Origin of the sequence: Candidatus Cloacimonas sp. (assembly GCA_039680785.1) — a bacterium.
Lineage (GTDB): Bacteria > Cloacimonadota > Cloacimonadia > Cloacimonadales > Cloacimonadaceae > Cloacimonas.
Genome location: JBDKSF010000115.1, coordinates 21,049 through 40,357, shown reverse-complemented (window position 1 = coordinate 40,357; position 19,309 = coordinate 21,049). Strand labels below are relative to the sequence as shown.

Here is a 19,309-nt window from a genome sequence, read left to right as displayed (position 1 = left end):
TTGGCTTTATTGGTCACTCTCCCACTTTGGGGCGGAGATATCACTGGTGACTGGCAAGATTGTTATGTTTCGGCTGTGGAACAATTGCAGATGATTACCCAATCCGCGGGTATGATTTACGGTGTGGGATATAAATATTTTGTAAAATCCACCGATGGTGTAAATTTTCAAAATGTTATGGTGGCTGACTGTGACTCTTTATACCTGGAATCATCCTATATGGTTTCTTCTACGGTTGGTTATTGCGGGGGTTATATCTACCATCCGTCTGACTGGACACTGACCCGTCCGGTGTTATATAAAACCACCAATGGCGGTCAGAGTTGGGTCAGAACTGGACAGCTGGAACAGCAACCGGGGTTCTATTCAGTTGTGCATATTGAATTCATCAACGGACTGGAGGGTTATGTAGTTCTTAACGCCCTTATTTATATTGATGGTTTAAAGATTTATCGGACCACCAATGGTGGGCAAAGCTGGACCTTGGTGTATGGTTTAATACCTAATTGTGCCATCAGCGCTGATTTTTCGCCTGGTTTAATGATTGTTGGACAAAATGCGCCGGAAGGTGCGTTGGTTAGCTCTGATGGTCTAAATTGGCAATTTCATCAAGTAGGGTGGTCGGGTATATCTTACGCTGCGTCAGCCCTTGTAAGCGAGGGCAGGTTAATAGTAAGATGTGGCGAGGGTCTCCTATATTCAGATAATGCAGGAGATGATTGGGTTGGCTCAGATCAGAGCCAACTGGGTGACAATTTTTCAGTGGGTTTTTGGACTTCTTGTTCATTTAGCTCACAGGGTAACAATATTTATACCATCGCTGGAATTCGGAGCGGTGAAGATCTTTATCCCGGGGTCATCCGTTCACTAAATAATGGCAGCAGTTGGCAATGGATAGTTCAGCCAACTGATATGCCTGATCAATCAGGTCAAATATACGGAATATGTTATTGGGGCGAGTATATTTATATCGCCCATAATCTGCATATTTACCGTATGTATGTGGGACCCCCTGTTGCCAACGATGACTCAAGCACCCCGGCAATGGAAGTAAATTGTACTTGCTACCCTAATCCATTTCGTGGTAACACCAACATCGCAATTAAGCAGATAGACAATAGTCCAACTACTATTGCCGTCTATAATTTCAGGGGACAGCTAATTCGGACCGTCGTTAATCAGCAAGTATTATCGCCCGGTGAACATACATTCGTTTGGGACGGTAAAAATGATGAGGGTAAGCCAGTAGCGGCTGGAATTTATTTCTACAAAGTGACGGCGGGTAGTTTTTCTTCTTCGCGGAAAATAGTTATGCTGAAATAGCTGCTCTGTCCGTTGCAGATAAGGATTGCACGCAGAGGACGCTGATTACGCAGATTTAATAGCTCTCACAGATTACACAGATAGCACAGATTAAAAAAAGAATAGGTAGGGGATGAACAGGATTTTAGAGATTTTTGGGATTTAGTTATTAGCCACCGAAAACACCGAAGTCACCGAAGATTTTTCACGCAGAGGACGCTGATTACGCAGATTTGAATAGGTAGGGGATGAACAAAATTTTAGAGATTTTGGGGATTAAAGTTTTGAAACAAGGATTTCAGGATTTGTTCACGAAGATTTAAGTTTAGAAACAAGGATTTTAGGATTTAAGGATTAAGAGGATTCCGAATAAAAGTTCCGTTAGGAACGATACATACTAACGACGGGTTTTAACCCGGTGCAAATAGTAATAGATACAATTAGAGTCCCATCGGGACGACAGATATTAGCACTGGGTTTTAACCCGGCGAAAATAGTAACAGATATAATTAGTCCCAGCGGGACGACAGATATTAGCGACGGGTTTTAACCCGGCGAAAATAGTAACAGATATAATTAGTCCCAGCGGGACGACAGATATTAGCGACGGGTTTTAACCCAGCGAAAAAAAGGAGGGTTGACCTCCTGGTCAACCCACAACAAACAAACTATTAGACCATCCTAAAATTTAGCGGAAACTGCATAACTCGGTTGTTAGGGGAACGACGAGATGTCGTTCTTCCTTGTAAACCATAACAAACAAACTATCAGACCATCCTAAAATTTAGCGGAAACTGCATGACTCGGTTGTCAGGGGAACGACGAGATGTCGTTCTTCCTTGTAAACCATAACAAACAAACTATCAGACAATCCTAAAATTTAGCGGTAACTGCATAACTCGGTTGTCAGGGGAACGACGAGGACGTCGTTCTTCCTTTAAAAAGTACTTTTTGCTATCTGTGTAATCTGTGAGAGCTCTTTTTTCTCTTTGCCCTCAGCCCTCTGCTAATAAAATCCTTGTTTCTAAAATTTACACCCTACCCATATTTTTTTCACCACCAGGCAGGTATATAAAAAAATAACTTGACTGAGCACAACAAGCCGATTATATTGTAATTGTTTGATTTTATTTACATAGATTGTGCGTAATGAGGATTATTAGATGCTTTTTAAGAAGCGGAAATGACTTGAGTTAGAATATAAGCACCAATATTAGGAACTAAATTGCGAAGCGGACTTCATAAGTTACAATAATAAACAAAAAAGCACAGGAGGCATTAATGAAAAAGATGATAATTCTTTTGGCTTTATTGGCCACTCTCCCACTTTGGGGTGGAGATATCACTGGTGACTGGCAAGATTGTTATACTGCGACCTTAGAACAGTTGCAGATGATTACCCAATCAGCTGGGCAAATTTATGGAGTTGGATGGAAGTGCTTCGTCCGGTCTACTGATGGGATAAACTTCCAAAACACCATCGTTGATGATCGGGATTCATTATTTCTGGAATCATCCTACATGATTTCTTCTACGGTTGGTTATTGCGGGGGTTACATCTACCATCCGTCTGACTGGACACTGACCCGTCCGGTGTTATATAAAACCACCAATGGCGGTCAGAGTTGGGTCAGAACTGGACAGCTGGAACAGCAACCGGGGTACTATGTAGTTAATCATATTGAGTTTATTAACGGACTGGAGGGTTATGTAGTTCTTAACGCCCTTATTTATATTGATGGTTTAAAGATTTATCGGACCACCAATGGTGGGCAAAACTGGACCTTGGTGTATGGCTTAATGCCTAATTGCTTCACCAGCGCTGATTTTTCGGCTGGTTTAATGATTGTTGGACAAAATGCGCCGGATGGTGCGTTGGTTAGCTCTGATGGTCTAAATTGGCAATTTCATCAAGTAGGGTGGTCAGGTGTATCTTACGCTGCGTCAGCCCTTGTAAGAGAGGGCAGGTTAATAGTAAGATGTGGCGAGGGTCTCCTATATTCAGATAATGCAGGAGATGATTGGGTTGGCTCAGATCAGAGCCAACTAGGTGACAATTTTTCAATAGGTGGTTGTATGACGGATTGTACTATGACTGCTATAGAAGATAATGTCTATGTGGTCGCTGGCACTTGGGATGGTAATGATGGTTCTTCTGGTATCATCCGTTCACTAAATAATGGCAGCAGTTGGCAATGGATAGTTCAGCCGGCCGATATGCCTGATCAATCAGGTCAGATATACGGAATATGTTATTGGAGTGAATATATTTATATTGCCCATAATGCGCATATTTACCGTATGTATGTGGGACCCCCTGTTGCCAACGATGACCCAAGCACCCCGGCAATGGAAGCCAAGCTTACTTGCTACCCTAATCCATTTAGGGGTAGCACTAATATCCAAATTAAACAAGATGACAATAGTCCAACTACTATTGCCGTCTATAATTTCAGGGGACAGCTAATTCGGACCGTCGTTAATCAGCAAGTATTATCGCCCGGCGAACATACATTCGTTTGGGATGGTAAAACTGATGAGGGTAAGCCAGTAGCGGCGGGAATTTATTTCTGCAAAGTGACGGCGGGTAGTTTTTCTTCTTCGCGGAAAATAGTTATGCTGAAATAGCTGCTCTGTCCGTTGCAGATAAGGGTTGCACGCAGAGGACGCTGATTACGCAGATTTAATAGCTCTCACAGATTACACAGATAGCAAAGATTAAAAAAAGAATAGGTAGGGGATGAACAGGATTTTAGAGATTTTGGGGATTTATTGATTAGCCACCGAAAGCACCGAAAGCACCGAAGCCACCGATGGCACTAAAAAATACAACTAACTATATAAAACGGCTGTAGCTCTTTACTGCAGCCGTTTTTATTTTGCCAAAAATGTAGCTGATTTCTCCTGTAGAATACAAAGTTTTATTTGGTAATCATCAGCACTTTGGTGATGGCTGTATAGGATTTTTTATGATAAGTGAAGGCGATTTCATCCTGGGCAGAGATATCGTCCTTAGAAAAGAAAGCATCAATTGCGCTAAATATCAGCTCAAAATTTCTTTTCAATTCCCAGCTTTTGGCTGGATTCTCTTTATCCAAAAGAATGATAAATATCCTATTATCGGCTCCAAACCTTTCAGCGCCTTGGTTTTCATACATCCATACAGCCAAATCCAGAGGATTCTGCAAAGCATCAGCTATGTTATATTCTTTGGGGATATAAGTTATTTTTAAATCAAAGGGTTGCCCGGCAAAGAAAAGATCAATTCCTTTTATATTCTTGATAGTTGGAATAACTTTAGGATGCGCACCAATATGTTCTTCAATATAAACAGTAGTCCAATGATTAAACCAACTGCATATTGCATAATTGGTTACATCATCATGGAGAGTAAGTTTTACATGGTTGATTAAATCATCGTAGTGACAATATCTTCTTACGAACTCTTTTTGTATTTTTTGATCCAACCCTCCTTGGGTAGTGCTCCAGGCGAAATATTTCACTTTAGAAACTTCATTTCTTAAATCTGCATCTGAGATAAGTTCTTTCCGTTCCTGTATTTTTTGTAGATAGAGGGTTTTAATGAAAGCATCAATAATATTTTCAGGGGGTAGGGGTAGCATTTCTAATATTCTTTTTATGATTTCTGAGGCAGAACCTTTTGGGGAAATGCCAAGATTAACTGCTAACTCCTTTAAATTCTCGCTTTTGATACTACTCAATTTCAAATTCAATAATTGTTTATGGCTGAATAAAGGCATCTTGTTCTCCTAATTATTTCTTCTTAAAAAGCATTACATATTCATGTTTAAAAACATAAAAACCACCTACCAGGGCTCTATAACGCCAAAGTTCTTGTTGATTTCTTTTTGCCCGGGTTTCTTCAAAGTTCTTCACAATAATACTTTTAAGTATGTAGCCACTATTTAAAACCTCCTGCATACAATTAAAGCCCAAAGGTATCCATTCTCCTTTGGAATACTTATCTCCAATAACCAAAATGAGATAGCGTCCTTTTTCCAAATAGGGCGTTACATTATCAACCACTCCTTTAAACATTTTCAGGAATTCCTCTATCGTCTCAGCATTGGAAAGGTCATTTTTGTCATCTTTAGAAAATTTGATAATATCATGATAAGGCGGATGCATAATAAGAAGCTGAACTTTTTCAGTAGCATATTTATTTAATGTTGGCTCAATGTCTATTATTCTGCTGTCCCCGATAAGTATATCACTCACTACATTATATTTATTCGGTTCTGTTTTTATTAGCTGTTCTGCCTTATTTGCAACTTCTGCATTCAATTCTATCCCTATTCCATTTCTTCCCAATCTTTTACTTTCAATAAGCGTAGTTCCACTTCCTAAAAAAGTATCTAAAACCCAGTCCTCTTTTTTGGTATATCTCAGCATCATTTGATGTGGAATTTGTGGAACAAAATTACCCCAATACCAGCCCAAATGAGCTCCGGAAGTATTTCTTTTATCAAATAACCACAAACTATCGGTTAGAATTTCGTCATATTCTTTCCAGCGAAGCAGATTGATATCGTTAATTTTGCTTGTTTTTTCCTTTTTTATGCCATTTATTAAACGCTTCAGGTAATATTGTGCTCTCTCCAATGTCTGGGATTCCATAATTTGTTCCAATTCGGAAAGGAGAATATCTCTCCGCAAAGAAATTGTATCTCCGTTTGCCTCAATATTTAAAAGTCCCTCTTTATCTTTGCTATAATTGGTTATAATCGCTTTTAATTCAGTAATTCGGTTTTTCGTTAGGACTAAATTAGATGTTTTTTGAATCTCTACCAGGACTTCTATCATCTTTACCTGATTCAGTATAACCCAAACTGAAGATTTTGGATTATCTTCAAAAATAGGTATTGTGAGTTGGTTTGCTTCATCTATCTTCATGTTTTCTTTTTTCCCACTTATTCATAATACAAAACCTATATGGCATAATTGAGATAGTAGTCAAGCTCTTTTTTTCGGTTCGGAATTAGGGGATTTAGTTATTAGCCACCGAAAGCACCGAAAAAACCGAGAGCACCGAAGATTTTGCACGCAGATAACGCGGATGACGCAGATTTAATAGCTCTCACAGATTACACAGATAGCACAGATTAAAAAAAGAATAGGTAGGGGATGAACAGGATTTTAGGGATTTTGGGGATTTAGTTATTAGCCACCGAAAAAAACGAAAATAGCTCACGAAGATTTAAGTTTTGAAACAAGGATTTTAGGATTTAAGGATTAAGAGGATTTAGTTATTAGCCACCGAAAACACCGAAGAAACCGAGAGCACCGAAAATTTTTCACGCAGATGATGCAGATTGCGCAGATTTAATAGGCAAGGGATGAACAGGATTTTAGAGATTTTGGGGATTTAAGTTTAGCAACAAGGATTTTAAGATTTGTTCACGAAGATTTAAGTTTTGAAACAAGGATTTCAGGATTTAAGGATTAAGAGGATTTACAGGATTCCGAATAAAAGTTCCGTTAGGAACGATACATACTAACGACGGGTTTTAACCCGGCGAAAATAGTAACAGATATAATTAGTCCCAGCGGGACGACAGATATTAGCGGTGGGTTTTATCCCGGCGAAAATACAGGAGGGTTGACCTCCTGGTCAACCCACAACAAACAAACTATTAGACCATCCTAAAATTTAGCGGAAACTGCATAACTCGGTTGTTAGGGGAACGACGAGGACGTCGTTTTTCCTTTAAAATATCCTCTCACAGATTGCATAGATAACACAGATAAAGGTCTCACGAAGATTTCGCAGATGACGCAGATTTGAATAGGTAGGGGATGAACAGGATTTTAGAGATTTTGGGGATTTAAGTTTTGAAACAAGGATTTTAAGATTTGTTCACGAAGATTTAAGTTTTGAAACAAGGATTTTAGGATTTAAGGATTAAGAGGATTTAGTTATTAGCCACCGAAAACACCGAAAAAACCGAGAGCTCCGAAGATTTTGCACGCAGAGGACGCAGATGACGCAGATTGCGCAGATTTGAATAGGTAGGGGATGAACAAGATTTATGGGATTTTGGAGATTTTAGATTTCAATTAAATAAGCTGGTTTTCTGATTGTTATATATGGAAATGGAACTTAAAACGCATTAGTTTTGGCAATGGAAAATGAAACAAAGACAAAATTGACAAAAATTGTGTATTTAGATAACTTCCATACAGCATAATAAGTTGAGGTTGGGATTAACCCCTCGACCCCCAGACCTCCAGACCCCTCGACCCCAAGACCTCTCGACCCCAAGACCCCTCGACCCCTCGACTTCCAGACCCCCTCGACCCCAAGACCTCAAGACCTCTCGACTTCCAGACCTCCAAACCTCTCTACCTCTAGACCTCTCGACCCCAAGACCTCCAAACCGCTCGACCCCAAGACCCCAAGACCCCTCGACTTCCAGACCCCTCGACTTCCAGACCTCTCGACCCCCAGACCACAAATTCTTCCTTGCTTCCACTTCTGATAACGCTGTAACAATTCTTTAACACTACCGTAACGAAATAAGAGCAGTGTTACTTCTGTGTTACTGAGTCGTAAGACAATCAACTATGGAACAAGCAGTTATGGATAGGCAGGCAATAAAGGCGATCTACACAAAGATAAATTTTATGAAAGTATTCAAAAATAAGCCGTTAGAAAAATGAAAATGCGAGCAGTTAGAGAAATTTTAGCGCAAGAATATTCTCTACTTTACCATAGATTTTAGCTGGTTTTGACAAAATTTGCCAACCTACATCAGCAGAATTAGCTTATAGAAACATATAAAAGAGAAACGAATTGGCAGTTAGCCACCCCTAAAAGAAAAATGCCTTTACCGTCAAACACAGGTAAAGGCACATTACTATTCAGGAATTAGGAAAGTTAAATTACCATCTGAGGTGGGCAAATGCTTTATTTGCATCAGCCATTTTATGAGTATCTTCCCGTTTTTTAATGGAAGCACCTTCTTTTTTATAGGCGGCAATAAGTTCGGCGGCAAGTTTTTCCGTCATTGTATTTTCGCTTCTGGCGCGGGCATAGGTAATGATCCACCGGAAAGCTAATGCTTTGCCATTTTTTTCATTAACTTCAAGTGGAATTTGATAGTTAGAGCCACCGACGCGTCTGGAAACAACTTTTACCAAGGGGCGCACATTTTCCAAAGCGGCTTTAAAAACAACAAGCGGTTCTTCTTTGGTCTTTTCAGCGATAATATCGAAGGCGCCATATACGATTTTTTCGGCGATACTTTTTTTGCCTTTTTTCATTATGCAGTTCATAAACTTGCTAACGGTTACATCGTTAAATTTAGGATCGGGAAGGACTTCCCTGACAATAGCTTTTCGTTTTCTGGGCATAAGTTATATCCTCCCTTTATTTTCCCGTTTTAGCTTTGGGACGTTTAGTTCCATATTTGGAACGAGATCTTTCGCGTTTTTCCACTCCTGCAGAATCAAGAGCTCCGCGAATAATATGATAACGCACACCGGGAAGGTCTTTAACACGGCCTCCGCGCACTAAAACAATTGAGTGCTCTTGCAGGTTGTGACCTTCGCCGGGAATATATGCTGTAACTTCAAATCCGTTAACAAGACGGACACGCGCAACTTTTCTGAGAGCCGAATTGGGTTTCTTGGGCGTAGTTGTATAAACACGAGTACAAACTCCGCGCCTTTGCGGACATTCCATAAGCGCCCTGTTCTTTTTTTTCTTTTCCACTTCGGTTCTGCCCTTTCGGACTAATTGGTTAATGGTTGGCACTGATATTCTCCTTTTATTTTCTTATTTGGGGTTTATTTGGTTAGAAATTTAGATAATCCTCATTATCTTCTTGTTCTGAACGATGAGCGAATTCATCTATAATCTGGGCGACTGATTTGCCTTCGCTAACTGCTTGCTTAATCATATTATTATAGATTTTGGTTCCGGTTCCCACAGGAATACGGTGGCCAATAATAACGCTTTCCTTCAAACCCTCAAGATGGTCAATTCTACCTTCGATGGCTGCTTTAGTAAGAACTTTCGTGGTCTCTTGGAAAGAAGCAGCGGATAACCAACTATCGGTTAACAAAGAAGTTTTAGTTATTCCTAATAACAATTGTTCAAATTGGGCAGGTGTTTTACCGAAAGATATTGCTTCGCGATTTTCCTTTTCTACCAGAATCTTATCTACAATATCTCCTTGCAGAAAACTGGTGCTGCCACTATCGGTTATGCGCACTTTTTTGAACATCTGGCGAATGATTACGCTAACATGCTTATCGTCTATTTTCACGCCCTGTTTACGATATATCTCCTGAATTTCGTTCAGGATAAGAATTTGAGCTTCAATAACACCTTTCACTAACATATCATGAGGGTCTAAGGGTCCATCGGACAAAGCGTCTCCACTTTCCACATAGTCACCCTGATGCACGATAATGCGTTTTCCGGATGGAATTATATACTTTCTGCCTGCCAAGGGCTGATGCAGAGAAACACTATCCCCTGTGGAAACGATGCTTTCCTGTTCGGCAGGAATAGCATAAAGTTTACCACAAAGCGGAGCTCCTGTTTTTACCGATTCTCCTTCTCTAACTAAAATCTGCATCCCTTTGGGAACAGAATATTGAACTGGTTTTTGACCGCGTTTGGTAACTTGGACGATTTTTTTATGATTTTCTTCCAGAATGCTTACCTTGCCATCATTTTCACTAAAAACGGCTTTATCGGATAAAACGGCAATGAACTGATTTTTGTCTTCATCATAAAGAACAACCACTTTCCCATCGTAAGGAGCAAAAAGTCCATTGGGAGGTGTAACGAATATATCTCTGCCGGTCTTTTTCAAACCACCGATAGTGACCACACCGTCAATATCAGAAATTTTAGCTTTATCTTTGGGAACTCTTGCCTCAAAAAGTTCTTGCACTCTGGGTAAACCACCTGTTATATCACGCTGTTTGATAGTCATTCTGGAGGTCTGACCCAAAATGTCTCCGGTATGAACAAAACTGCCATCTTCCACGCGCACGACTAATCCCGTAGGCAAGGGAATCAAACGCATCGTTCCATCCTCACCCACAATTCTGAACTGGGGTTGTTTGCGGCGATCTTTGGATTCAATGATGGTAAGTTCACGGGCAAGAGTGATATCGTTATATTCTTCTTTAAAGGTGATATCCTTAATAAAATTCTCATAGTGCAGAACACCTTTTGCCGTAGAAATCAGCGGATTATTGAATTGATCCCAGGAAAGCAATTTGGTATCTTTGGCAATTTTCTGTCCATCCTGCACATGAACCGTGGCGGCATATTCTACTTTAAATTCTTCCAGCACTTTGTTTTCGTCGTTTTCATCCACGATTAATATTCTGCCCAAATGGCTTACCGAAATCAACTGATTTTCCGGATTGGTAACCGTATTCATTCGATCAAATTTTACGATACCATCTTGAGTGGCAACAACTTCCGCCAATTCTGTGGCTGTGGAAGCTGCTCCTCCAATATGGAAAGTTCTAAGCGTTAATTGGGTTCCGGGTTCGCCAATGCTTTGAGCGGCAATAATACCCACTGGCTCACCAATTTTGGCTGGTTTCTGGGTAGCCAAATTTCTACCGTAACATTTACTGCAGATACCTCTATCCGCTTCACAAGTAAGAATGCTGCGCACATGGACAGAAATTAAGCCGTGATTTTGAATGGTTCTGGCCATTTTATTGGTTATCTCTTCCCCCGCGGAAACCAAAACTCTTCCCGTAATGGGGCTGACAACATCATCCACAGCTGTCCTGCCCTGAATTCGTTCTGCCAAGGTCTGCACAATTTCATTACCCTCTTTAAGAGCCGTCATATTCACGCCGCGAGTCGTTCCACAATCATCTATGGTAATAATGGCATTTTGAGCAACATCTACTAAACGACGGGTTAAATAACCGGCGTCAGCTGTCTTTAAAGCAGTATCCGCCAATCCTTTACGCGCTCCGTGAGTAGAAACGAAATATTCCAGAACGGTTAAACCCTCTTTAAAGTTGCTCTTAATGGGGGTTTCAATTACATCTCCCCCACCCATTGAACCGATTTTGGTTGGTTTATCCATTAAACCACGCATACCACCCAATTGTTTAATTTGGTCTTTACTGCCACGAGCTCCGGATTTATACATCATATAAATGGAATTCAAACCATTTTCGGTTTGGGAAAGCTCATCCATCATTTCATCGGTAACTCGCACAGTGGTTTTCTTCCATTGGTCAACAACTCTGCCAAAGCGTTCATTTTCGGTGATTCCACCCTTTTGGTGTAAATCGGTGATCTTTTTTACTTCTTCTTCTGACTGGGCAATGATTTCCGCTTTCTTTTCGGGAACTATTATATCATCAAAGCTGAAAGTAACTCCAGCTCTGGTAGCATAGCGAAAACCCATTTCCTTGATGTTATCCAATATTTGAGCGGTTCTCCATTGTCCGACGGCATCATAACAAAGCATAGCTAAATCGTTCAATTTGCCTTTGTCGTAAACAATGTTTTGAAAACCGATTTCGGGTGGCATAATCTGATTAAAAACCACTCTTCCTACAGTAGTTACAATATATTCTGATTCCAGCTTTACTCGAATCCAGGTATGCAAATCTAAATTTCGTTTATATACAGATTCCCCTTTGGCGCTGCCTAATTGTTCTTCTGTTTCGTAGGCAGAAATAACTTCATCAGTTCCATAGAAATGACGCAATTCTTCAATTTTTACCGGTGGGGGTGTTTCTTCCATAGTTAAATAATAGCAACCCAAAACAATATCCTGGTTAGCTGCCATAGCTAATCTTCCATTTGCCGGCAATAACAGATTACGCGTAGAAAGCATCAAAACTCTGGCTTCAATTTGTGCCTCCAAAGAAAGAGGAATATACACGCCCATTTGGTCACCGTCAAAATCGGCATTGAAAGGAACGCATACCATAGGATGAAGCTGAATGGCTTTGTTATCAGTTAAAATTGGCATAAATGCTTGGATTCCCAAACGGTGAAGAGTGGGAGCTCTGTTTAACAGAACTGGGTAATCCTTAATTACTTCTTCCAAGATAGACCAAATTTCAGGTTGTTTTCGTTCAATCAGTTTTTTGGCATTTTTTACTTTATCTACTTCGCCCAGCTTTTGCAGTTTTTCAATCAAATATGGCTTGAACAGCTCTACTGCCATCTCTTTGGGAATTCCACATTGATATAATTTAAGCTCAGGACCAACTGTAATCACACTGCGTCCAGAATAATCCACGCGTTTACCCAATAAATTTTGACGAAATCTGCCTTGCTTACCTTTCAACTGATCAGTAAGTGATTTTAAGGGACGATTGCCTCTGCCACGCACGGGACGAGCTTTTCTGCCATTATCAATTAAGGCATCCACCGCTTCTTGCAACATTCTTTTTTCATTGCGCAAAATAACTTCCGGCGCACGAATTTCCAAAAGTGCTTTCAGACGGTTGTTACGCGTAATAACTCTTCTATACAGATCATTAAAATCAGCAGTGGCAAAACGGCCTCCCTCCAAAGGAACCAAGGGTCTCAATGTAGGAGGTAAAACTGGCAATGCTTCCAGAATCATATCTTCTGGTTTATTATCACTTTTAATGAAGGCATCTACAATTTTGAGCTTATTTATCAGCTTTTGTTTGCGGAGAGCAGATTCTTCAAATTTGAGACGCGTTCTGAGGTCAAGCGCTTCATTTTTCAGATTTATGCGCTTCAGCAATTCTCTGATTGCCTCTCCCCCCATCAGCGCTAAAAAGTTATCGCCAACTTTGTCTTTTATTTCGTAATATTCATCAACTTCCAGAAGTTCCATTTTTTCGTAGGGACTGTCTCCTGGGTCTATAACGATGAATGATTCGTAATATAGCACTCTTTCCAGGTCTTTAACGGTCATATCAAGTAAAGTGCCGATTTTGCTGGGAGCGCTTTTAACAAACCAGATATGAGCAATCGGAACAGCCAGTTCTATATGACCCATTCTTGTTCTACGCACGCGAGAGGTGGTAACTAATACTCCGCAGCGTTCACATAAAGTGCCTTGAAATCTTTTCTTTTTATACTTTCCGCAAGCGCATTCGTAATCTCTTTCGGGCCCAAATATTCTTTCGCAGAATAAACCATCTTTTTCTGGTTTTAGGGTGCGATAATTGAGAGTATCAGGTTTTGTTACTTCTCCGTTAGACCAGTCCTTTCTAATTGTTTCGGGAGAGGCAATTTTAATACGCACGGCATCATATTCATTTGGTCTTATTTCATGTTTTGCTTCTTTTAACATCTTTCCTCCCCTCTATCTATTCTCTTCTTCTTTGATAAATTCAATATCAAAGCCCAGCGATTTTAACTCACTGATCAGAACATTGAAGGATTCAGGCACTCCGGGAGAAGGTGGATTTTCTCCTCGCGTTATTGCCTTAAAGGCATTATTTCTTCCATCCACATCGTCACTTTTAACGGTTAGCATTTCTTCCAAAACATTGGAGGCACCATAAGCTTCCAATGCCCAAACTTCCATTTCTCCCAAACGCTGACCTCCGTGTTGAGCTTTTCCGCCCAAAGGTTGTTGCGTAATCAATGAATAGGGTCCTGTGGAACGAGCATGCATTTTATCGGCTACCAAATGATTCAATTTCATCATATAAATAATGCCGACGGTTACTCTTTCTTTGAATGGCTCACCTGATTTACCATCATAAAGAACTGTCTTACCATCTTCAGGAAGACCTGCTTTATTCAATTCGGAACGAATATCTTCGTTGGAAGCGCCATCAAAAATAGGGGTCTCAACTTCAAAACCAAGTGTCTTGGCAGCCCAACCCAGATGGGTTTCCATAATCTGGCCAATATTCATTCTGGAAGGCACCCCCAAAGGATTTAGAACTATATCGATCGGGGTTCCATCTTCCATAAAAGGCATATCTTCGATAGGAGCAACAATGGATATAACACCCTTATTGCCATGACGCCCAGCCATTTTATCACCCACTTCAATTTTGCGTTTTTTGGCTACATAAACCTTAACCATTTTTCGCACACCATATTGAAGTTCATCTCCATGCTTGATTCTTTCGCGAGATTTTTTATATATATTATCGCTCTGTTCCAGCGATTGTTTAATCTTCAGCACAATTTGTGAATAGATGTAGTTATTTACTTCTCTGTCGTCCACCAGCTCCACATCCAGATCGAGTTTTTTAAAATTGATGCGCTTGATATCTTCTTTGGTTATCTTCTTGCCGGGAGCAATGAAAGGAACATTGGATTTTTCGTCCCAAATGTTCTTGGCTATTTTGCCTACCAGAACCGTAGAAAGCTTTTCTTCTTTGAATTCTTCTATTTTTTTACGACGCAGAGCCAATTCTTCTTTTAGTTTTTCAATTTTATCTTCATTTGTTTCTTCCAGATCACTGCCTTCTTCCAGACGCGAAAATACCTTTACATCAATAACTACGCCTTCCATCCCTGGCTTGGCTTTGAGAGAACTATTGGTAAAATCGCCCGCACGGTCTCCAAACAAAGCACGCATCAAATTCTCTTCCGGAGAAGGATCAATCTCTATACTTTTAGGAGTTACCTTTCCGACGATTACATCGCCAGCATGAATGACGCTTCCAACTCTGATGATACCTGTCTTATCCAAGTTTTTTAATGCCTGGGCCGGAACATTGGGAATGTCATAAGCAAGTTCTTCTCTTCCGTTTTTCACATTCCGCACCAACACTTCCAATTCTTCAATGTAAATAGAGGTTAAAGTATCCTCACGCGCCACTTTTTCACTTAAAATTACGGCATCTTCATAATTGTAACCATACCAAGGCATAAAAGCAACCATTAAATTGGTTCCCAGCGCCAAACGATTATCTTCTACGCAAGCGCCGTCCGAAATGGGCTGTCCTTTTTTTACCGTATCGCCTTTTTTAACGATAGGTCGTTGATTGATGCAAGTGTCCTGATTAGTGCGGACAAATTTTTTCAGATTAATGCGATTGCCAGTAGAAAGATAATATGCTTCATCTTTTTCATTAGTCGGTTTCAAATCTATAAAAGCGGATGTAACTTGAGTGACAATACCGTCATAAGGGGCAACCGCAATGGCAGAAGTATCCATAGAAACGATTTTTTCCATTCCCGTTCCCACTAAAGGCGCTTGCGGATTAATTAATGGAACTGCCTGACGCTGCATATTGGAACCCATCAAAGCACGATTGGCATCATCATGTTCCAAAAAAGGAATCATCGCTGCCGATACCGAAACCATCTGTTGAGGCGCTACATCCATATATTGAACGCTTTTAGGGCTTACTTGAACAAAATCTCCTCTGTCTCTGGCAAAAATTATTTCATCCATAATTTTGCGATGATCATCCAAATGAACATCACTTTGAGCTATAATGTATTTCTCTTCCTGAGCCGCATCCAAATATTCATATTCGTCGGTTACATAACCATCTATTACCTTCCGATAAGGTGTTTCAATAAAACCAAAATGATTTATCCGCGAATAAATTGCCGGAGATACTATCAAACCGATATTGGGACCTTCAGGTGTTTCAATGGGGCATACTCTGCCATAGTGAGATGAATGCACATCACGCACTTCAAATCCTGCTCTTTCACGAGCCAAACCTCCAGGTCCTAATGCAGATAGAGCTCTTTTATGTCTTAAAGCGGCAAGGGGATTGGTCTGTTCCATAAATTGCGAAAGCTGCCCAGTTAAAAAGAAGGACTGCACTACTGATATCAAGGCATTGCTGTTCACCAGATCATGCACGGTGATTTCATCAATGTTCGAAATTGCCATTCTTTCTTGGATTATTCTGGCAACCATAGCCATTCCAGAATTATATTGTTCCTGTAAAAGCTCACCCACGGTCCGAACTCTGCGATTTGCCAAGTTATCAATGTCATCAACTTCATCATCATCGTGATAGATATTTATAAGGGTCTTAAAGATGGACACAAAATCTTCCACTGTAAGCGTAAGAATTTTGGGATCCACATTGATATTTAAGCGGGTATTTATTTTATGCCTTCCCACTTCACCCAAATTATATCTTTTTTCGTTGAAGAACATTCTATCTACCAGCTGTTTGGCGGCTTCCAAAGGAGCATCTTCTCCCGGACGAATTAAGCTGTAAATTTTCTTGAGAGCTTCTTCCTGATTAGTAGTGGGATCTTTTGCCAGAGTATTTTCCAACACTTTTCTGGCTATCTCATAATTGTAATCTATCGCTTCTACTTTGGTGATTTTCTTCTCAGTTAATAATTTAATCAAAGTATCCGTAATTTGCTCATTTGCCAAAGCAATGGGCGCAGGATTACCCTCTTCATAAATATCTGCGTATAGATGACGCCCTTTGGCGTCTTTTAAATTTAGGGTTTCGGATTTATAGAATGTTTTCCGCAAGTCCTCATTGGAAGATATTCCAATTGCCCGAAAAAGAGTTGTTACCGGAAGTTTGCGTCTTTTATCAATATGCACGAACATCACATCATGAATATCGATGTCAAAATCCAGCCAGGAACCGCTATAAGGAATTACTTTAGCAGAATATAGCGTTTTTCCGCTGGGATGCTTTTCTTCGGAAAAGAAAACACCCGGCGAACGCTGTAGCTGTGAAATAATAACTCTTTCAGCTCCGTTGATAACAAAGGTTCCCTGTTCGGTAATCAGAGGAATTTCTCCCATAAATACTTCTTGCTCTAAAGTATCTTTGTGCTCACGGACACCTTCTATATTCTCAAATACGCTCAAGCGCATTTTTGCCTTTAAGGGTGCCTGATAAGTTAAATTCCTTTCTCGGCATTCTTCGATGGAATATTTCTCCTGCAACACATTATATTCTATAAATTCCAGCAGAAAGTTACCTTTCGTATCTTCGATCGGGAAGATATTTTCAAAAACTGATTGTAACCCCTTTTTCTCTCTGCGCTGAGGATGAATCTCCTTTTGGAGAAATTCGTTAAAGGAATCAACTTGCATTGCCAGAAGATTGGGTATCTCAACTTCGGGAATACCGAGCTCGGCAAATCTTCCGGAAATTCGGGAATAACTTTTGATCTTTCTCAAAAGCTCTCTCCTTTTAGGTCTTTATCAAACCTGTCCATAGGTTCTTTAAGTTAATAAGTTTATCAGTCACGCTTTAAATCGCGTCATTGCAGTATGGAAAATGCAAAATGGCTTTTAGGATAAAAAGCCAGAGTTTGGAATAGCAATAACCTGATAACAGGTCCAAAAAAGTCCCTGCGGACATTTTTTGGACCCCTATCCTGATTACGGTTTGATTATTTGACTTCGACAGTTGCACCGACTTCTTCAAGTTTTTTCTTAATGGAATTAGCTTCTTCTTTGCTTACTTTCTCAGAAATCATCTTCGGAGCGCTATCTACGAGGTCTTTTGCTTCCTTAAGTCCAAGCTTGGTAATCTCGCGCACAACTTTGATCACATTAATCTTTTTCTCTCCGGCACTGGTTAACAAGACATCAAATTCTGTCTGTTCTTCTTTTTCTCCACCTTCAGCAGCGGCAGTTGAAGTAGCAACAGCTGCTACAGGGGCTGCTGCAGATACGCCAAAAACTTCTTCCATTTCTTTCACTAATTCAGAGAGCTCCAGAACTGTCATCTCCTTAATCAGATCAATTACTTGTTGCTTTTTATCGGACATTGTTCCTCCATTGGATATATGAATAATTTTTTTTAGCTGGCTTCAGCTTGTTTTTTTGCTATGGCATCAAGGGCATAAACAAACTTGCGAATGATACCCTGATTTATGCTTACAAAGTTAGTAAGTGGTGCATTAAAGCATCTCAATACTTGGGCAAGCAGTTCTTCGCGGGATGGTAGTTTTGCCAAAGTAGTTAGTTCAGCGGCATCAAATATATGCCCAGACACAAAACCTGCTTTGAACGAAGGGAAATTTTTATCTTCCATCACCTCTTTCAAGAATTTGACTAATTCGCGGGCAGGTGAAATTTCATCCACTTTACAAACTGCCACTGCAGTTGGACCATTTAAATAAGGATCAAGCTCCTTAATACCCAAATCATTAAGTGCAATTTTGATCAGGGTATTCTTTTGGACAAAGTAGTCCACTTGACTTTCTCTAAAACGGTTGCGCAATTGATTCACTTGTTCAATGTTTATTCCCTTATAATCCACCAATATGATCGCTTTTGCGCTACTTAATCTTTCTGTCAAGTCCTTTACGATGTCATACTTAACACTTTGCACCATTTTAATTCTCCCTTAGCTTCTTGCTTCTATGGCTGCGCTTGCGACCTGAATTTTGATTCCGGGACTCATCGTTGTGCAGAGAGTTATGCTCTTAATATAAACTCCTTTCAAAGTGGAAGGTCTATCTCTTAAAACAGCGGCAAGGACAGCTTTGATGTTTTCTTTCAGCTTGTCCTCTTCAAAACTGAGTTTCCCCACCGGAATATGTAGATTGGCAAATTTATCTACCCGATAAGTAACTTTTCCGCCTTTTGCTTCTTGCACCGCTTTCGCGATATCCATAGTCACCGTTCCAACTTTAGGATTGGGCATTAACCCTCTGGGACCAAGAACGCGTCCCAGCTTTCCAATGCGTCCCATTAAATTGGGTGTGGAAACAACAACATCAAAATCGAACCAACCGCCCGATATTTTTTCAATTAAATCATCCACACCTACATAATCGGCGCCTGCTTTTTTGGCTTCTTCTGCCTTGTCACCTTCAGCAAATACTAAAACTCGCATTTCTTTTCCAGTTCCATTGGGTAGAACCAGTGAATTACGAATTTGTTGATCCGCTTTTCGAGGATCGACTCCCAGATTGAAATGAATTTCCACGGTTTCATCGAACTTGGAGGCGGGAAAGCTCTTCAAGATTCTTACCCCTTCATTCAAATCAAATCTTTTCTGCCGATCGAACAATGTGTAGGCGACATTATACCTTTTACTATGTTTCATTGACTCTCCTTATGAATACTATCTCCTGTCACCG

At 40.3% G+C, this 19,309-nt stretch carries 11 protein-coding genes; 2 read left to right on the top strand and 9 right to left on the bottom strand.

Going from position 1 to position 19,309, the window contains the following annotated elements; genetic code table 11:
• Both ABFC98_08270 and ABFC98_08265 read left to right on the top strand, forming a co-directional pair.
• Positions 1-1,323, top strand: a 1,323-nt coding sequence (locus tag ABFC98_08270) for a T9SS type A sorting domain-containing protein (GenBank protein MEN6446017.1), incomplete at its 5' end; no start/stop codon positions are given.
• 1,260 nt (positions 1,324-2,583) lie between these two features.
• Positions 2,584-3,930, top strand: coding sequence for a T9SS type A sorting domain-containing protein (locus ABFC98_08265; protein MEN6446016.1), 1,347 nt, complete (start codon positions 2,584-2,586; stop codon positions 3,928-3,930).
• Positions 3,931-4,223: 293 nt separating this feature from the next.
• On the opposite strand, the gene ABFC98_08260 is transcribed toward ABFC98_08265, so the two are convergent.
• From ABFC98_08260 to rplA, 9 genes are all read right to left on the bottom strand, one after another.
• Positions 4,224-5,063, bottom strand: coding sequence for a hypothetical protein (locus ABFC98_08260; protein MEN6446015.1), 840 nt, complete (start codon positions 5,061-5,063; stop codon positions 4,224-4,226).
• A 13-nt stretch (positions 5,064-5,076) separates the two neighbouring features.
• Positions 5,077-6,216, bottom strand: a complete 1,140-nt coding sequence (locus tag ABFC98_08255; GenBank protein ID MEN6446014.1) for a DNA methyltransferase — start codon at positions 6,214-6,216, stop codon at positions 5,077-5,079.
• Positions 6,217-8,205: 1,989 nt separating this feature from the next.
• Positions 8,206-8,676, bottom strand: coding sequence for a 30S ribosomal protein S7 (gene rpsG / locus ABFC98_08250; GenBank protein MEN6446013.1), 471 nt, complete (start codon positions 8,674-8,676; stop codon positions 8,206-8,208).
• 16 nt (positions 8,677-8,692) lie between these two features.
• Entirely contained in the window at positions 8,693-9,079 is a 387-nt protein-coding gene (rpsL, locus tag ABFC98_08245; GenBank protein ID MEN6446012.1) for a 30S ribosomal protein S12, read from the bottom strand.
• Positions 9,080-9,119: 40 nt separating this feature from the next.
• Complete coding sequence (rpoC, locus tag ABFC98_08240) at positions 9,120-13,601, bottom strand: DNA-directed RNA polymerase subunit beta' (GenBank protein ID MEN6446011.1); 4,482 nt, start codon at positions 13,599-13,601, stop codon at positions 9,120-9,122.
• Between the two features lie 12 nt (positions 13,602-13,613).
• A complete protein-coding gene (gene rpoB / locus ABFC98_08235; protein MEN6446010.1) occupies positions 13,614-17,393 on the bottom strand; it encodes a DNA-directed RNA polymerase subunit beta in 3,780 nt (1,259 codons plus the stop codon).
• Between the two features lie 215 nt (positions 17,394-17,608).
• Positions 17,609-17,989, bottom strand: coding sequence for a 50S ribosomal protein L7/L12 (rplL, locus tag ABFC98_08230; GenBank protein ID MEN6446009.1), 381 nt, complete (start codon positions 17,987-17,989; stop codon positions 17,609-17,611).
• Positions 17,990-18,021: 32 nt separating this feature from the next.
• The gene (gene rplJ / locus ABFC98_08225; protein ID MEN6446008.1) at positions 18,022-18,558 is read right to left on the bottom strand and encodes a 50S ribosomal protein L10; all 537 of its coding nucleotides are present in this window, start codon (positions 18,556-18,558) and stop codon (positions 18,022-18,024) included.
• A gap of 12 nt (positions 18,559-18,570) precedes the next feature.
• Positions 18,571-19,275: a 50S ribosomal protein L1 gene (gene rplA, locus ABFC98_08220; protein MEN6446007.1), complete on the bottom strand. Its 705-nt coding sequence runs from the start codon at positions 19,273-19,275 to the stop codon at positions 18,571-18,573.
• Positions 19,276-19,309 lie beyond the last annotated feature (34 nt).